The organism is Campylobacter sp. CFSAN093224 (assembly GCF_012897395.1).
Taxonomy (GTDB): domain Bacteria; phylum Campylobacterota; class Campylobacteria; order Campylobacterales; family Campylobacteraceae; genus Campylobacter_D; species Campylobacter_D jejuni.
On the sequence record NZ_CP040607.1, the window covers coordinates 683,486 to 699,188 of the forward strand.

Sequence of the window (15,703 nt, forward strand, 5' to 3'; positions counted from 1 at the left end):
AGATTGGATGAAAAAGGTTATTTTAACAAGTGCTATGCTTTGCAGTGTTTTATTTGGAGTTCAAGAGTATGAGGCCAATTTAGCAGGGCATATTATCATAGATTCTAAAAGTACAGTAAAACCTCCTAAGGATGCTCCTGATTTTTTTAAAACTTATGGGAAATTTGCAAATATCGCTAGAGAAGAAAAAATTGGAACTTTTAAATCTAAGGGAAACAGGGAAACAGATTTTTATTTACCTTTTAAAAATCAACCTATACAAGGACATAGTGGGATAAAATATATTCCAAAAAAAGATGTTTTTTGGGTAATTAGCGATAATGGCTTGGGTAAAAAGTATAATTCTTATGATGCCATGCTTTATGCTCACGAGTTTAAATTTGATTTTAAAAACTCAAAATACGAACTTTTAAAAACAGTTTTTTTTAAAGATAGTGATAAAAAATACCCCTATCCTATAACCACCGAAACAACCAAAGAAAGGTATTTAAGTGGGGTTGATTTTGATACTGAGAGTATACAGGTTATCAATGATGAATTTTATATAGGTGATGAATTTGGTCCTTATTTGCTTCATTTTGATAAGAATGGAAATTTAAAAGAAGTTTTTGATGTGTATGTGGAGGGTAAAAAACTTATTTCTCCTGATAATCCAAGTTTAAAATTTAGCGATAAGCCTGATGGAGAAAATGAGAAATTTAATATCAAGCGTTCTAAAGGCTTTGAAGCTATGGCAAGCTCTAAAGATGGTTCTAAACTTTATTTGCTTTTAGAAGGAAGCATTTATAATAACAACGCTTATGAGAATGAAAAAGGTAAAGAATATCTAAGAATCATAGAATTTAATGTAAAAAATAAAAAATTCACTGGAAAAACTTATAAATATTTCTTAGAAGATAAAAGCCATTCCATAGGTGATTTTAATATGATAGATGATAAATACGGCATCATCATAGAAAGAGATCAAAAAGAAGGCACTAAAGATAAGGCTTGCAAAGAAGGTGAAGATACTAAGCATTGTTTTAATAATGTAGCTCAATTTAAAAGAATTTATAAGGTTAAATTAGATGATAAAACTCATGAAGCTCAAAAAATTTCTTATATAGATCTTTTAAATATTAAGGATAGAAATAAAATTTCTAAAAAGCCTTTGGTAAATGATAAATTTGTTTTTCCTTTTGAAACCATAGAAGGTGTGGATATAGTAGATGACTCTCATATAGTCGTAGAAAATGACAATAACTTTCCTTATTCTTCAAGTAGAGAACCTAATAAAACTGATGATAATGAATTTATTTTACTTGAAGTAAAAGATTTTTTAAAGAGTAAATGATGTCCAAAGCTATTTTAGTTGTGCTTGATGGCTTAAATTGTAAAAGTGCTAGTATAAATATGGGATATTTAAATGCGCTTTGCAAAGAGAATTTAGGCAAATTTTATTCTTTAGAATGCGAACTTCCTAGTATGTCTCGTCCTTTATACGAGTGCTTATTAACAGGCGTAAAGCCTGTTTTAAGTGGGATAATTAATAATAAATTGAGTTTTTCAAAACAAACAAGCATTTTTGACCTTTGCAAAGAACAAGGCTTAAAAGCTGGAGGCGCAGCTTATCATTGGGTTTTTGAGCTTTATAATAAAAAAGAATTTATTCCTTCTTTACATCGCCACATAGAAGATGAAAATTTAACTTTGCCTTATGGACATTTTTATTATGAAGATGATTATTTAGATTCTCATTTATTTGCAGATGGGGAGCATTTAAGAAACAAATATAATCTAGATTTTACTCTTATACATTCTATGAATATAGATGATGCAGGACATAAATTTGGCTCACACTCTATTGAGTATGCTAATAAAACCAAAAAAGTTGATATTTTGATTTCTGAGTATTTGCCTACTTGGTTAGAACAAGGTATTAATGTAATCATCACAAGCGATCATGGTATGACAGAGGGTAAAAGTCATGGAGGCTTAAGTGAAGATGAAATTTTAGTGCCTTTTTTCACTTTTGGTAGTGCTTTTTCGTATGAAAATGCCAAGATAAAACAGGATGAAATTTGTGGCAGTATCTGTGAAATTTTAGGACTTAAACACGATAAGAGATATAATGATGAAATTTTAAAGGCCAAAAAATGAAAGAAAAATTTCTAGCCTTTTTAAGTATTTTACCTTTTTTTATAGTTTTTACTTTTTTTATGATAGCGCCTTTGATTTGGATTGTTTTTAATGCTTTTTATGTAGAAGAGGATGAAATTTATTCTTTAGCCAATTTTATACATATTTTTGAGTCCAAATTCTATCTACAAAGCATTATAAATTCTTTACAAATCAGTTTTATTTCTAGTATTTTTGGACTTTTAATAGGGCTTTTGGCGAGCTATTCTTTATTTGTTTTAGCTCCATCAAAAATATGTAAATTTCTTTTTTCTTTAAATACTATGATAAGTAATTTTTCAGGAGTTCCTTTAGCTTTTGCTTTCATTATAGTTCTTGGAAGCAATGGTGTAGTTAATGTGTTTTTGAAAAATTTAGGCATAGAGCCTTTTGTTAGTGTTTATGCTAATTTCGGGGTAAATATTGTTTATGTGTATTTTCAAATTCCTTTGGCAATCTTGCTTTTGCTTCCAGCTTTTAAAAGTCTTGAAAATTCACATTTAAATGCTTGTAAAATGTTAGGTGGAGGCAATTTTTTATATTGGTTAAAAATAGCTTTGCCTTTGCTCGCTCCTGCTTTGTTTGGTGTTTTTGTGATTTTATTTGCCAATGCTTTTGGAGCTTATGCGACTATTTATGCTTTAAGTTCGGGAAATTTTAATGTCGCTCCTGTAAGAATCGCTGCTTTAATCGCAGGCGATATCAATCTTGATCCTTATATGGCTAGTGCTTTAAGCATCATTATAACTATTATCATGCTTGTTGTTACCTTTATAGCCAATTTCCTTTCTAAAAAATATAATTTTAAGGTGCTTTAAATGAATGAAAATTTGAGTTTAAAAGCTAAAATTTATCATTATGCAGTTTTGTTTTTGGTTTTTTTATTTTTAGCTTTGCCTTTAATGGCTACTTTTTTATATTCTATTTCCACTTCTTGGGGTGTAAGTGTTTTGCCTGATGATCTTACGCTTAAATGGTATCAAGAACTTTTTCATGACGAAAGATTTTTACTTGCTCTTTGGCATTCTTTGCTTGTTTGTGTGGGCAGTATTTTACTTTCTGTGATTCTTGTTTTCCCTTTGGTTTTTGTGCTAAATTATTATTTTTTAAAATTAAAAGCCTTTGTAAATATACTTATTATCATGCCTTTTGCTGTACCTCCTATAGTTAGCTGTGTGGGGCTTTTGCAACTTTATGCTGACAATATAGGAGGCACAGCTTGGATACTCATTTTTACTTATTTTACTATAGCTTTACCTTTTATATATAGGGCTTTAGATAATGCTATATCTAATGTCAATTTAAATGAACTCATCACATCTAATGCTATGCTTGGAGGTTCTTTAATGGGAGCGATTTTTAAGCTTGTCTTGCCTAATTTAAGAAATGGAATTTTGGTGGCAGTTTTTTTAAGTTTTTCTTTTTTAATAGGCGAATTTTTATACGCAAATATTCTTGTAGGAAGTGCTTATGAGACTTTGCAAGTTTATCTTTATAATATCAAAAATCAAAGTGGGCATTATTCTAGTGCTTTGGTAATAGTTTATTTTGTGTTAATTTTTATAACAACTTTTATAGCTAGTTTGATTAAGGAGTACAAAATGGCTTATTTAAAGATTAAAAATTTTAAAAAAGCTTATGGGGATAAAATTATTTTTGAAGATATTAATTTTAGTGCTAAAAAGGGTGAGTTTATAACCCTTTTGGGCCCAAGTGGCTGTGGAAAATCCACTCTTTTAAGGTGTATAGCAGGGCTTAGCCAAATTAATGGAGGAAAAATTTCTTCAAATGATAAAGATCTTACTAAATTAAGTCCTCAAAAAAGAAATATAGGTATGGTTTTTCAAAATTACGCTCTTTTTCCAAATCTTAACGTTTTTGAAAATGTAGCTTTTGGTTTAAAGATCAAAAAAATGGATAAAAAGGACATAGAAAAAAGAGTGAAAAAAATGTTAAAACTCGTCGAGCTTGAAGAATACGCTAAAACTTATCCACATAAGCTTTCAGGCGGACAAATGCAAAGAGTGGCTTTAGCAAGATCTTTGGTGACTAAACCTGATTTACTTTTGCTTGATGAGCCTTTATCGGCACTTGATGCTAAAATTCGTAAGCATTTAAGGGTGCAAATTAAAGAAATTCAAAAAGAACTTGAACTCACCACTATTTTTGTAACGCACGATCAAGAAGAAGCTTTAGAGTTATCCGATAGGATTATTTTAATGAATGAGGGTAAAATCATACAAAATTCCAACGCAAACAATCTTTATCTTTTGCCAGAATCTCATTTTGTGGCTAGCTTTATAGGAAATTACAATATTTTAAGCCCTAAAGAGCTTGATAGCTTGGGTTTAAAACACGATTTTAAAAAAGATATAGCCTTGCGTCCTGAAACCATAGAAATTTCTAACGAAGGCTTAGAGGCTAAGATCAAAGAAAAATCATTGCTAGGTAATATCATACGCTATAGGGCAATATCCTGCACATAGCTTTTGACCTTTCCCTGCTCTGCCTGTTTCAAAAGCTGGTAGGTGTCTTTGCTCCATGCCACCGTTTCTTCCCGGACTTCTCCAGCAAATGTCTTTCCTTTCTCCGGCACATGCAAGCCCTGTTCCCAGCTCTGCTCGTTGCACCGTTCCTTTAAGTCTTTAAGGTCGTGCTTACTCAGAGGGTAATTTAGGGTATAACAAAATAACCCACCCGAATATCGTTTTTTTTATTTGGTGAGTTTGTTCTTTCAAATACGAAACAAAAAGAGCCGATGATTCGTGAATTGTTCCACAATTTCATCGGCTCTGCGTCTTAAGCGTCTGGCTCTTTGATGACAGTTATCTTCAAGTTGTCAACTTTAATCAATCTTTCTTGTCTGCATTTTGGACAATAAAGGGGATAATTCTCCAAAACAGTGTCCTTCCTAATTTTATTACGGGTTTTGCTCCCACAAACAGGACACAATATCCATTCGCATTTCATCATAATTAGTCTCTAATCCTTTCAAATCTCATTTTATATGACTTTTGCAAGCTGTTAAGCTAACTTGTGGAACATATGCCGAACCTTATCTATACGGCTATTCGGGCGGCGGGGTTGGCAAATAAATTTACCAATAGCTGGCTGGTATCCTTTTAACTCTGTCAAGCAGACTCCCTGCCCATTTGTGAAACAAGTTAAATCGTTCCTGTATTCTTGAATACATCTAGCAGGGATTTCTCCTTTCAGAATGACCTCGTCATTCTTTATCTGAGTACTTACAATATCTGCACAATACCTTGGAGCATCATGATACGCCCGTGAGAGATATTCCTGCGGTGCATAAATTTCAAAGTGGAGATATGGCTCTAATAGTTCTGTCCCTGCTTTTTTTAAAGCCTGCTCCAATACGATAGGGGAAAGCAGCCGAAAGTCTGCGGGGGTACTTACAGGACTATAATACAATCCATATTCAAAACAGATTTTACAGTCTGTCACTTTCCATCCATACAGCCCCTGCTCGCAGCCATAAAGAACCCCCTCCATAACCGCATTTTGGAACGATTGATTTAAATATCCAAGTGAAACTCTGCTTTCATACTGCACTCCGCTTCCAATAGGGAGCGGCTCTATGGACAACCCGACAGAAGCCCAGAAAGGATTTGGCGGGACTTCTATGTGGATGGTATATTCTGCTTTTCTAAGCGGTCTTTCCATATATATAACAGTAGGCTCTTTTATTTCTGCCTCCACATGATATTTTTCCTCAAGGATGGCACAAATGACTTCCATCTGCACATTCCCCAAAAAAGAAAGTATAATCTCATGCGTTGTAGTATCCACATAATATTTTAAAAGAGGGTCGCCATCTGAAATTTCTGTAAGTGCCCCAAGCAATATTTCCCGCTGTTCAGGTTTCTTTACTGCAATCGTTGTTTGGAGCATAGGGAGAGGATTTTCAATAAATTTTCTCTGCGGCAACAGCATTTCGTTCCCCAAAATACTGTTTAGCTGCAAAACATCATTTGGTAAAATTACAATATCACCAGAGCAGGCTGTATCGGATGGATATAATTCACCGTTTGTCGGAACACACATCTCTGTGATTTTTATTTTCTCTTTTTCAGATATTCTAATAACATCCCTCAAATGCAATGTTCCGCTATATATACGCACATAAACAAAACGCCGCCTTTTCTCTGAATATTCAATCTTAAAAACCTGCCCGCATAATTCAGATTGACCTTCAGGCGTTGATGAATAAAATTTACTGGCAATCACTTCTATAAGCTGCCGAATCCCCAGATTGTTTTTAGCGCTTCCGTGATAAACGGGAAATAACGTTCCGTTTTGGAATCTCCTGTTTTCTTCCTGTTCCAGTTCTGACATTTTAAACGGTTTCCCTGACATATATTTCTCTAATAGTTCATCGTTTCCCATAATTACCGCATCCCACTGTTCCATATCGTCATTGTCCGTTACATTTATATGGGGATGCTGCCCAACCTTTTGCTTCACTATAATTTCCGAAGAAAGCTTTGCTTTCATTTCCCGATATACCATTGGCAAATCAATCCCCTCTTGGTCAATTTTATTGATGAAAAAAATTGTCGGAATCTTCATTGTCTGTAGTGCATGAAACAGTATACGGGTCTGTGCCTGTATGCCATCCTTTGCAGAAACTAATAATACTGCTCCGTCTAAAACGGATAAAGAACGGTATACTTCCGCCAAAAAATCCATATGGCCTGGCGTATCTATAATGTTGACTTTTACATCCTCCCACTGAAAAGATGTCACTGCTGTCTGGATAGTGATTCCCCTTTGACGCTCCAAATTCATTGTATCTGTCCTTGTTGTGCCTTCATCTACGCTCCCTAGTTCTGCAATTGCACCACTGGTATATAATAAACTTTCCGTTAATGTTGTCTTTCCTGCGTCAACGTGAGCCAGAATGCCTAAGTTAATTATTTTCATGTAATTTTCCTCCTATCAACACCCAAAAAAGGGCATAAAAATACCCAGTGATAAATACTCCTATCACTGGGTAAATAACTCCAATAGCCCCAAAACACTTATATGTTTTCGGGCATATAAAATTACATGATAAAAGTATTCTTAAACTGGGTACAAAAAACTAAGCCCCATATTAAAAGTGAAACGGGACTGCTACTTTTTGTTCCCACTATCAAATTGACAGTTTATTTAAGAATACCTTGCCGCATATTTATTAACTCCTTGTATAAAACTGAATCTAATTATATTCCTTAACCCTTTATTTGTCAAGCTGACAAACTAAAGCAGAAAAAGCGGCAGGATTTCCCCCTGCCACTAATCATCTGTTTATGCAAAAATAATTTCCTTTTCCACAATCTCCCTCGCACAAGCCCTTATGTTATTGAGGCATCCTGTCCATTCTAAGGCGTTTTCTGCCTTTAGCTGTTCCGTTATGCCCTGTGCCTGTTTCATACCCTCTATGAGCCTTTCAAAGCGTTCCTGTGCCTGTCTGTTGATGTCGGCAAGGTAGGCGTTTAGCCTGCCGCTTGTAAGAAGATTGGTGTATGTAACTTTACGGTACTGTTTTAGATAATCTAAATGCCGTTGCCCCCAGATGCCTATTGCCTGTTCTTCTTCGGCGGGTACAGTTAAGCACGGTATCAAATAATCCCCTTGCCTTTCGTATTTGCCGCCCAGTTCCTCAAATAATGATTTTGCCATTGTCTGTTACCTCCACATTCTTTTTTATTTTGAATGTCCGCAAAATCCGTCCTACATCCATTGGAGCTTATGACCGTTCTCATAATTTACGGAATTGACAATAAAGTGCGTGTGTATATGCCCCTTGTCTATATGCGTGGCTATCAGAACTTCATGCCCTTTCCATGCCTTTGTATGCTCTGCCAGCTCGACAGCGTTCTTGTGAGCCTGCTCCGGGGCTTATAACTGCTAAGTAAATTATAAAAAAATCTATAAAATTATATAAATATTTTATAGATTTTACTTGACTTATTTTTTAAAATTTGCTAAAATAGTCCTATGAATAAATTATTATCAATCGGTCAAGCTAGTAAAGCTCTTGGTGTTACTATCCAAACTCTTAGAAATTGGGATAAAAAAGGCTTATTAAAACCTGATGATATGACTAAGGGTGGAGAGCGTAGGTATAAGCTAGAAACATTAAAAGCTATAAATAAAAACCTAGTTTTTAATAAAGATAGCTTAAAAACTATTGCTTATGCTCGTGTTTCTAGCCACGACCAAAAAGATGATTTAATAAGGCAAGTTCAAGTCTTAGAGCTATATTGTTCTAAACAAGGCTTTAATTATGAAGTTATACAAGATTTAGGCTCTGGTATGAATTATTATAAAAAAGGCTTAACTAAATTGCTAAATCAAATTCTAGATGGCAAAGTAAAAAGATTAGTTTTAACTCACAAAGACAGACTTTTACGCTTTGGTGCTGAGCTAGTATTTGCTATATGTGAAGCCAAAGAAGTAGAAGTAATAATAATAAATAAAGGCGAAGAAAGCGTAAAATTTGAAGAAGAATTAGCCAAAGATGTGTTGGAAATAATCACAGTATTTTCAGCTAGACTTTATGGCTCACGCTCAAAGAAAAATAAAAAACTTTTAGATGAAATGCAAGAAGTGGTGGTAGAAAATGTCAGCAAATAATAATGAGCTTATTAGCATTTCTCATAAGATAGAGTTAAAGCCAAATAATAAAGCTAAAACTCATTTTAAAAAAGCCTTTGGTTGTGCTAGACTTGCTTATAATTGGGGACTTGCTAAATGGCAAGAATACTATAAGCAAGGCATTAAAAAATCTCATTTAGAGCTTAAAAAAGAGTTTAATGTTATAAAAAAAGAACAATTTCCTTTCGTTTATGAAGTAAGTAAATATGCTACGCAACAGCCTTTTTTAAATCTAAATCTAGCATTTCAAAAATTTTTTAGAGATTTAAAACAAGGTAAAGTAAGCTATCCAAAATTTAAGAAAAAGAAAGATAATTTCGGCTCTTATTACATAGGTGGAGACCAAGCAATAATCAAAGATGAAAAATATCTAAAAGTGCCAAATTTAGGACTTGTAAAAATGAAAGAGAAATTGAGATTTAATGGTAAAATCAATTCTTTTACTATTTCTCAAAGTGCTGATAAATTCTTTGTTTCTTTTAGTATGCAAATTAGTAAAGATGAGTATCTAAAAACTCATAATAAAGCTAAAAATAATAATCTAGCACTTAGCATAGATGTAGGCTTAAAATCGTTTTTAAGTTTATCTAATGGCTTAGAGATAAAAGCACCTAAACCATTAGCTAAGTTTAATCGTTTAATGATAAAAAGAGCTAGACAGCTAAGCAAAAAGCAACACGCAAAAACCAAGCAAGAAGCATTACAAGGCATTAAAAAATCTAGCAATTATCTAAAAGCAAGTATTAAGCTAAATAAATTGCATCGTAAAATAGCAAATATAAGAAGTGATTTTTTACACAAGCTTACTTCTAGCTTGGTAGCAAATGCTAAATATTTTTGCTTAGAGGATTTAAATGTAAAAGGGATGATGAGTAATCATAGACTTGCTAAATCTATAAGCGATGTAAGTTTTTATGAGTTTAAAAGGCAACTAGAATATAAATCTAGCTACAACGATAAAGAAATCTATCAAGTAGATAGATTTTATCCTAGTTCTAAATTATGCTCTAATTGTGGAACTATAAAAGAAAATTTAGCTCTAAAAGATAGAGTTTATATTTGCGATGAATGTGGAATTAGCATTGATAGAGACTACAATGCTAGTCTTAATTTGCTTTCACAATTAAAGCAAAAAATAGGCAAAGTTCTTGCCGAATTTACGCCTGCGGACTTGACAGCTCTGTTAAATGATTTAGCAATAAATCAAATAGCAACTAGCAAGGTTGAAACAGGAATACAACAAAAATCCTATTTATAGAGTTTTATATCTTTTTATAGGATTTTATAGGTTTGTAGGAACGGTTAGAGTGCAAGAAATTGAATTTAAGGTAGATACTTTAAATTTTAGCACTCATAGTACTTATGAAGCAGGTGATAAAATCGCTTTAAAATTCAATCTTTCTTTAGCAAAAGAGTTAAAATGAAGCTTGTTTTATTTGATTTAGATGATACTTTAATACAAGGCGATAGTGCTAAACTTTGGCTTAAATTTTGTGTTGAAAAAGGTTTTTTACCTCAAGAATATTTAGAAAAAATCGTTTTTTATCAAAAACAATATCAAGAAAAAAAGCTTGATATGGATGAATTTATGACTTTTTTTCTTCAAAGTGTTAAGGGTAAAAATGAAGATAGAATTTCATCTTTAGTAGATGAATTTATAAAAATTTATATAAAACCTTATGAAAAAGCTAAAGAACTTATAATCAAATATCAAGATCAAAGGTGTATTATAATTTCAGCTACGGCTGAATTTTTAGTTAGAAAAATCGCCTCTTTTTTGGGAGTGAGAGAAAGCATAGCCATAAAATGTGAGCGTGTGGGTGATAAATTTAGTGGAAAAGCTTACGGGATTTATAGCTTTAAGGAAGGCAAGGTTTTAAGACTTAAGGAATATTTGGGTAAAGATTATGAAAAATGGATGAAAGATTCTTATTTTTTTAGTGATTCTATCAATGATTTACCTTTACTAGAGTCTGTTAGCAAAGCCTTTGTATGTAATGGTGATGAAAAAATTTTAAAAATTGCAAAAGAGAGAAAATATGAAATTTTAACTTTTTAAGCTATAAGCGTGAAAATTCACGCTTATTCTAATTCATATTTTTTAATTAAAGTATCATAAAATCCATCAGTTTTTGCTTCATCTATGCCTTTGTTAAATATTTCAATAATATTTTTTTGTTTATTTTTATCAAAAGCAAAACTAAAGCCTTCCCCTCCATCTGTTTCTTGGTAGAAGCTTGCCAATTCTGGATTTTCAGCTAAAAAACCTTTAGCAGTATCTTGATCAGCTACAATAGCATCGATTTTGTTGTTTTTTAGTGCTAAAACAGCTATGTTTAAATCTTTATTGCTTTGTACTTGTGCATTTTTGATAGCTTTTGCAGTATTTTCTTGTAAAGTTCCTAGTTGAACTCCTATTTTTTTACCTTCTAAATCATTTTTCGTTTGAAGAGAGTCGTTGTTTTTTAGCTTAAGATAAAGATTTTTACTCATATAGTAAGGTTTGGTAAAATCAACACTTTGTCTTCTTTCGTCAGTTGCGCTCATAGCTGAGGCAATCATATCGATTTTGTCAGCTTTTAAAGCAGGAATCAATCCATCGAAATTGGTTTCAACCCAAACAATTTTAATACCATTTTTTTTGGCAATCTCTTCAACCAAATCAGTATCAAAACCTGTAAGTTTTGAGTTTTCTTTATAATTAAAAGGTTTATAATTTGGAGCAGTTCCAACCTTTAATTCTAAACTTGCATTTGATTCTTTATTTTTAGAATCACTACAAGCACCTAAAAATAAACCAACTAAAGCAACTAGAGCAATGCTTAATATTTTTTTCATTTTTTTCCTTTGATATAAAATGTTTTAAAATTATACTTATTTTAAATTTATATTTAATTAAGTCTGGATCAATTTTTAGAAAAGTTATATTAATGTTGTGCTTTTAGATAATATTTAAATAATTATAAAAGTATTCTTTTAATATTTAAAATAAAATTTTATTTAAGAATATATTAATATAAAATTTGTTAAATTTTCATTAAATTTAAATATTGAAAAATAAAATATCAAATTAATATTTTATAATCAACTCAGGACATACGGGATAGTGTTGCAAATAATCAATTTGCGATAAATCAAAAGGTTTTATTTTAGTAAGAAATGAGATGAAAAAATATTTTAATATTTTTAAAATTTTTACAAATAAGACAAATGCAAAATTTGGCTTGGGCGTTTGTAGTGTGGTTTTATCTTCTTCGGTTTGTTTTGCGGCGGTTCAGGCTGCAAGCAAGGATGGAAAAATTTTTTATATTTCTGAACATTCTTTTAAGGATAATCAAGTTTATGATCCTCAAGCAGAAATTTTTAAAAAAATTAATGGAAAAAATTTCTATGCTTCTAAGTCAAAATACCCTATATCAAATTTAACTATGATTTATAATAACCCTAAATCTGGAAATAAAAATTTATCCAAGCTTGAAATTTTAACTCCGGATACTTCAAAAGAAGAGATCATAACAGCTTTTAGCACTTTAGGAACCGTATCTTCAGATACTCAAGCCGTTCCTAGTTCTTTTATGCCTTTTATTGTAACAGCTTATGCGCAAAATACAAATGCAACAAATAATAAACTTATATTAGAAAATGGAGAATTATCTTCTGTGTATTTTTGCAAACCAAGCATAGGGGATTGTGGAGTACCTAATAATTCTCAAAAAGGCGATCGTTTTAAGTATTTAATTACTGCGGCGTTTACTGACAGGGGGGAGGGATTTAACAATCAAACCATTTTAAAAGAAAACTCCTATATCAATAATGGGTGTAGAAAATATCTACACCTTGCCCTTAAATGGAGTTCCTTATATTTCAGGATCTGTAGCTTTTGATGGTGAAGATAAAGACAATAAATTAATCTTAGAGTCAAATACAAAAATTGACCTTCATAATTCCCAGTATTTTTCAGATGAAGAAGGTAAGGATATTTATGATGAAAGAATTACTCGTTTAATGGGAGCTTTTGGCATAAATTCTAATTTACAAAACAATAAAGTTCTTATCGATTCAGCCAATATCGTCCTTCATGGGCCAGATGGTGAGTATACAGCTCGTTCGACCTTTGAAATTTTAGGTGCTTTAGCTGATGTAAATAATCTTAAAAAATACAATGTAAGTAAAAATTCTGTAATAATTAAAATTTAAATTTAGATTTAATGGTAAATTCGCAAAATAAAATAACTTTTTATGATGCTGTTTTATTTGGAGAAATTTACGGTGGAAGAACATTACAGGGTAATGCAGAGAAAAATTCTATAGAAGTTTATCATTTTAACTCATTAGATCATCTTAATAAAAACATTAAAACACATGCATCGTTAAACCTCTATGGTGGGTATTCTAATGATGGTGAAGCTAATGGAAATAAAATTGTATTTCGTCTTAAAAAACCTTTAAAAATCAGTGATAATTTTTATGGAAAAAATTATTACAATCTTTACGGAGGTTTTGCTACAGAGGGTGCGAATTTTAATGTTTTTGATATACAAAATGATTTAACCTATGAAAAAGTTCCACAAAATTATTCTGATAAATTTACCGTATATGCGGCAAGAACTTTAAGTGGAAAAGCAAATAATAATACCTTAAGTATAAAAGATTCTGTTATTTCATTGCCTTTATATGCTTTTATTACAAGTGAAACTACGCTAGATGGTATAGACTATATCGCCGATGAATCAAACAATAATGAAGTAAATTTTGAAAATATTAAATCATCTAAAAATTTAAGTTTGATGATCAATGCTAAAAATGTTTCAAATAATAAAATAAATTATAATCTCATTCAGAGTTTAACCGAAGCGAGTTCTTTAGGAAAGGGCTCAAAAATTATTTTAAAAGCAACTCAAAATGCAAACAACAATCTTATAAAGCTTAAAGATTGTTCTTCGGCTGCCGTGGAAAGTTCGTGCATCATAAAAGCAGATAAAGAAAGTGCTTTTAATAAAATCATCATCAACAACACAGCTTTTAGTACTGCCTCAGATAAAAGACAAGGTTATGTGGGGTTGATAGCTGGAGTGTCTGCAAATTCTCATGATAATATCATGGAGCTTGTTAATTTAAATATAGATGAGTATAAAAATCAAGATGCTATATTTTTAGCTCCATCTGGAACTTCGGATATTTCAAATTTTAAATCTTATAACAATACTTTATATTTAGGTGGAGAGTTGAATTTCTTTAAAGATGTAAATATCGATTTGCTTTCTGGTTCTGTTTTTCATGAAGTAAATAAAAAAGGTAAAATAATCACTCAAATTCTACCGCATCAAGAAGATTTTTCTAAAAACAATCGTTTGATTATAGATACTCAAGATGTCAAATCAGAAGTGGTAAATAACTTTGAAAATTTTACTTTTATTTTACCAAATAAAATAAAAAATCCTATCTTGACTATAGAAAAACTTATCAATCTTCCTGCAAATGGAAGTATGGAAATTCTTACTAAAAATAAACCAACAAAAGGAAAATATATTCTCATACAAAGTGATGTTGGAATTTATGATGGTGACAATGGATTGTTAAATCAACAAGAATTAGAAAATTTGTTAGAAAAAATGAAAAATAATAAAAATAAATTTAATTACAACAAGATAGAAAAGTTGGCTAAAAGTACATTGAAAAATGTAAATTTTAGCTTTGAAGTTTCAGATGATGCAAAAATAATTTATATCAACATACTTTAAAGGAGAGTAACATGAAAAAGATGAGTAAACATATAGTTTTATCATTTGCGGTGAGTTCTTTGCTCTTTTCTCAAGCTTATGCTTTACCAAGTGGGGGTAAATTTACTCATGGTACAAGTGGGACTATCCATACCTCTGGCAATACTGTAACGATTACAGGAAAAGGACAAAATCATGTTATCCAATGGGGTGGCGGTTTTAATATAGGACAAAATGAAAGTGTAAATTTTAACGGCAAAAATCAAAACTACCTAAACATTGCTTATCAAAAAGATGCTTCTAAGATAGACGGAGCTTTAAATAGAGGGAATAACAATATCTTTTTAGTTAATCCTATGGGAGTTTTGATTGGCAAAACAGGAACTATTACTGCGGGAAAATTTGTAGCTAGCACAACAGCTTTAAGTGATGATAATGTCAAAACTTTTTTAGAGAAAGGAGCTAGTTTCTCTCCGGCATTTGATGTAAGCAAACAAGGAAATATTATAAATCTTGGAAAGATCAATGCAGATAATATTGTTTTAATAGGAAATAAGGTTGAAATCAATAAAGGAAAAATTACTTTGGATGTATTAAAACTTGAAGGTAATAAAGTTTATGTTGATGCTGGAGTGGTAAAAGATACAAAAAATATCGTAGCCAAAGCAGAGCAAGAAGCTATCATTCAACAAAGCATAACAAGTTTTGAAGAAGATGGAGCTTTATTGGGTAATTCTAGTAGTAAATTTAGTTTTGATGATAGTAGTAAAGTTAAAAACTGGACTAAATATGGAAGTATTGCGGATGCAACAGAATGGAATAAATTTGCTGATTTTTGGAATGTAAATAAAGAAAAATTTAGAACAGCTTTTGATCATTTTCGTTTGATTGATGATATTGATTTTAGTGGCGTGAAAACATACATAGTAGGTGATAATACAAGCAATGCTTTTGCTAAATCTTTCGATGGTTCTGGTTATGCTTTAAAAAATGTTAATATTAATTCATCAAATCAATATGTAGGAATTTTTGGAGTTGTTCAAAATAGCTATATAAGAAACTTTAATATTCAAGGATTGAAAATTGCTTCAACTGGTTATGATGCTTAGTTGGAGGTATAGTAGGGCAAAATATTGCAAACAGTTATACGGGTTTTGAAAATG

15 protein-coding genes and 2 pseudogenes are annotated in these 15,703 nt (G+C 31.5%); 11 read left to right on the forward strand and 6 right to left on the reverse strand.

Translation table 11 applies throughout. The features are described from left to right. The first annotated feature begins 7 nt into the window (after window positions 1-7). From FBF11_RS03565 to FBF11_RS03585, 5 genes and pseudogenes are all read left to right on the forward strand, one after another. Window positions 8-1,333, forward strand: coding sequence for an esterase-like activity of phytase family protein (locus FBF11_RS03565; RefSeq protein ID WP_002793291.1), 1,326 nt, complete (start codon window positions 8-10; stop codon window positions 1,331-1,333). Then, the gene (locus FBF11_RS03570) at window positions 1,330-2,139 is read left to right on the forward strand and encodes an alkaline phosphatase family protein (RefSeq protein WP_010891882.1); all 810 of its coding nucleotides are present in this window, start codon (window positions 1,330-1,332) and stop codon (window positions 2,137-2,139) included. The genes FBF11_RS03565 and FBF11_RS03570 overlap by 4 nt, the downstream gene beginning before the upstream one ends. After that, window positions 2,136-2,975 (forward strand): ABC transporter permease, encoded by an 840-nt coding sequence (locus FBF11_RS03575; RefSeq protein WP_002784190.1) that lies wholly within the window; start codon window positions 2,136-2,138, stop codon window positions 2,973-2,975. The genes FBF11_RS03570 and FBF11_RS03575 overlap by 4 nt, the downstream gene beginning before the upstream one ends. Then, window positions 2,976-3,752 (forward strand): annotated as a pseudogene (locus tag FBF11_RS03580) (ABC transporter permease); the annotation flags it as partial. Between the two features lie 6 nt (window positions 3,753-3,758). Further along, window positions 3,759-4,643, forward strand: a complete 885-nt coding sequence (locus tag FBF11_RS03585; protein ID WP_227575071.1) for an ABC transporter ATP-binding protein — start codon at window positions 3,759-3,761, stop codon at window positions 4,641-4,643. On the opposite strand, the gene FBF11_RS08630 is transcribed toward FBF11_RS03585, so the two are convergent. The 5 genes from FBF11_RS08630 to FBF11_RS08635 all read right to left on the reverse strand — a co-directional run bounded on the left by FBF11_RS08630 (window position 4,602) and on the right by FBF11_RS08635 (window position 8,028). Then, window positions 4,602-4,787: a hypothetical protein gene (locus FBF11_RS08630; protein WP_237930813.1), complete on the reverse strand. Its 186-nt coding sequence runs from the start codon at window positions 4,785-4,787 to the stop codon at window positions 4,602-4,604. The genes FBF11_RS03585 and FBF11_RS08630 overlap by 42 nt on opposite strands. A 169-nt stretch (window positions 4,788-4,956) precedes the next feature. Beyond that, window positions 4,957-5,130, reverse strand: coding sequence for a cysteine-rich KTR domain-containing protein (locus tag FBF11_RS03595; RefSeq protein WP_002779755.1), 174 nt, complete (start codon window positions 5,128-5,130; stop codon window positions 4,957-4,959). Window positions 5,131-5,181: 51 nt separating this feature from the next. Continuing rightward, window positions 5,182-7,101: a tetracycline resistance ribosomal protection protein Tet(O) gene (gene tet(O) / locus FBF11_RS03600; protein ID WP_002857791.1), complete on the reverse strand. Its 1,920-nt coding sequence runs from the start codon at window positions 7,099-7,101 to the stop codon at window positions 5,182-5,184. A gap of 366 nt (window positions 7,102-7,467) precedes the next feature. After that, a complete protein-coding gene (locus FBF11_RS03605; RefSeq protein WP_001129922.1) occupies window positions 7,468-7,842 on the reverse strand; it encodes a TnpV protein in 375 nt (124 codons plus the stop codon). Between the two features lie 51 nt (window positions 7,843-7,893). Further along, window positions 7,894-8,028, reverse strand: coding sequence for a relaxase/mobilization nuclease domain-containing protein (locus FBF11_RS08635; protein ID WP_086243386.1), 135 nt, complete (start codon window positions 8,026-8,028; stop codon window positions 7,894-7,896). Window positions 8,029-8,160: 132 nt separating this feature from the next. On the opposite strand from FBF11_RS08635, the gene FBF11_RS03615 reads away from it, so the two are divergent. The 3 genes from FBF11_RS03615 (at window position 8,161) to FBF11_RS03625 (ending at window position 10,879) form a co-directional block, all read left to right on the forward strand. After that, window positions 8,161-8,799 carry an IS607-like element ISChh1 family transposase gene (locus FBF11_RS03615; protein WP_002782963.1) on the forward strand — a complete coding sequence of 213 codons (639 nt, stop codon included), beginning with the start codon at window positions 8,161-8,163 and terminating at the stop codon, window positions 8,797-8,799. Continuing rightward, window positions 8,786-10,078 (forward strand): RNA-guided endonuclease TnpB family protein, encoded by a 1,293-nt coding sequence (locus FBF11_RS03620; RefSeq protein ID WP_002915795.1) that lies wholly within the window; start codon window positions 8,786-8,788, stop codon window positions 10,076-10,078. Before FBF11_RS03615 ends, FBF11_RS03620 begins: the two co-directional genes overlap by 14 nt. 162 nt (window positions 10,079-10,240) lie before the next feature. Continuing rightward, window positions 10,241-10,879, forward strand: coding sequence for an HAD family phosphatase (locus tag FBF11_RS03625; RefSeq protein WP_002781807.1), 639 nt, complete (start codon window positions 10,241-10,243; stop codon window positions 10,877-10,879). Window positions 10,880-10,902: 23 nt separating this feature from the next. Here FBF11_RS03625 and FBF11_RS03630 read toward each other — a convergent pair whose 3' ends face one another. Next, window positions 10,903-11,658 (reverse strand): transporter substrate-binding domain-containing protein, encoded by a 756-nt coding sequence (locus FBF11_RS03630; RefSeq protein WP_057042314.1) that lies wholly within the window; start codon window positions 11,656-11,658, stop codon window positions 10,903-10,905. Window positions 11,659-11,984: 326 nt separating this feature from the next. Here FBF11_RS03630 and FBF11_RS03635 point away from each other — a divergent pair, with 326 nt between their 5' ends. The 3 genes and pseudogenes from FBF11_RS03635 to FBF11_RS03645 all read left to right on the forward strand — a co-directional run bounded on the left by FBF11_RS03635 (window position 11,985) and on the right by FBF11_RS03645 (window position 15,649). After that, a complete protein-coding gene (locus tag FBF11_RS03635) occupies window positions 11,985-12,704 on the forward strand; it encodes a hypothetical protein (protein ID WP_002852321.1) in 720 nt (239 codons plus the stop codon). Further along, window positions 12,634-14,561: pseudogene (locus tag FBF11_RS03640) on the forward strand (hypothetical protein). The gene FBF11_RS03635 and the pseudogene FBF11_RS03640 overlap by 71 nt, the downstream one beginning before the upstream one ends. Window positions 14,562-14,572: 11 nt before the next feature. Then, window positions 14,573-15,649, forward strand: coding sequence for a filamentous hemagglutinin N-terminal domain-containing protein (locus FBF11_RS03645; protein WP_002874873.1), 1,077 nt, complete (start codon window positions 14,573-14,575; stop codon window positions 15,647-15,649). Window positions 15,650-15,703: the final 54 nt, after the last annotated feature.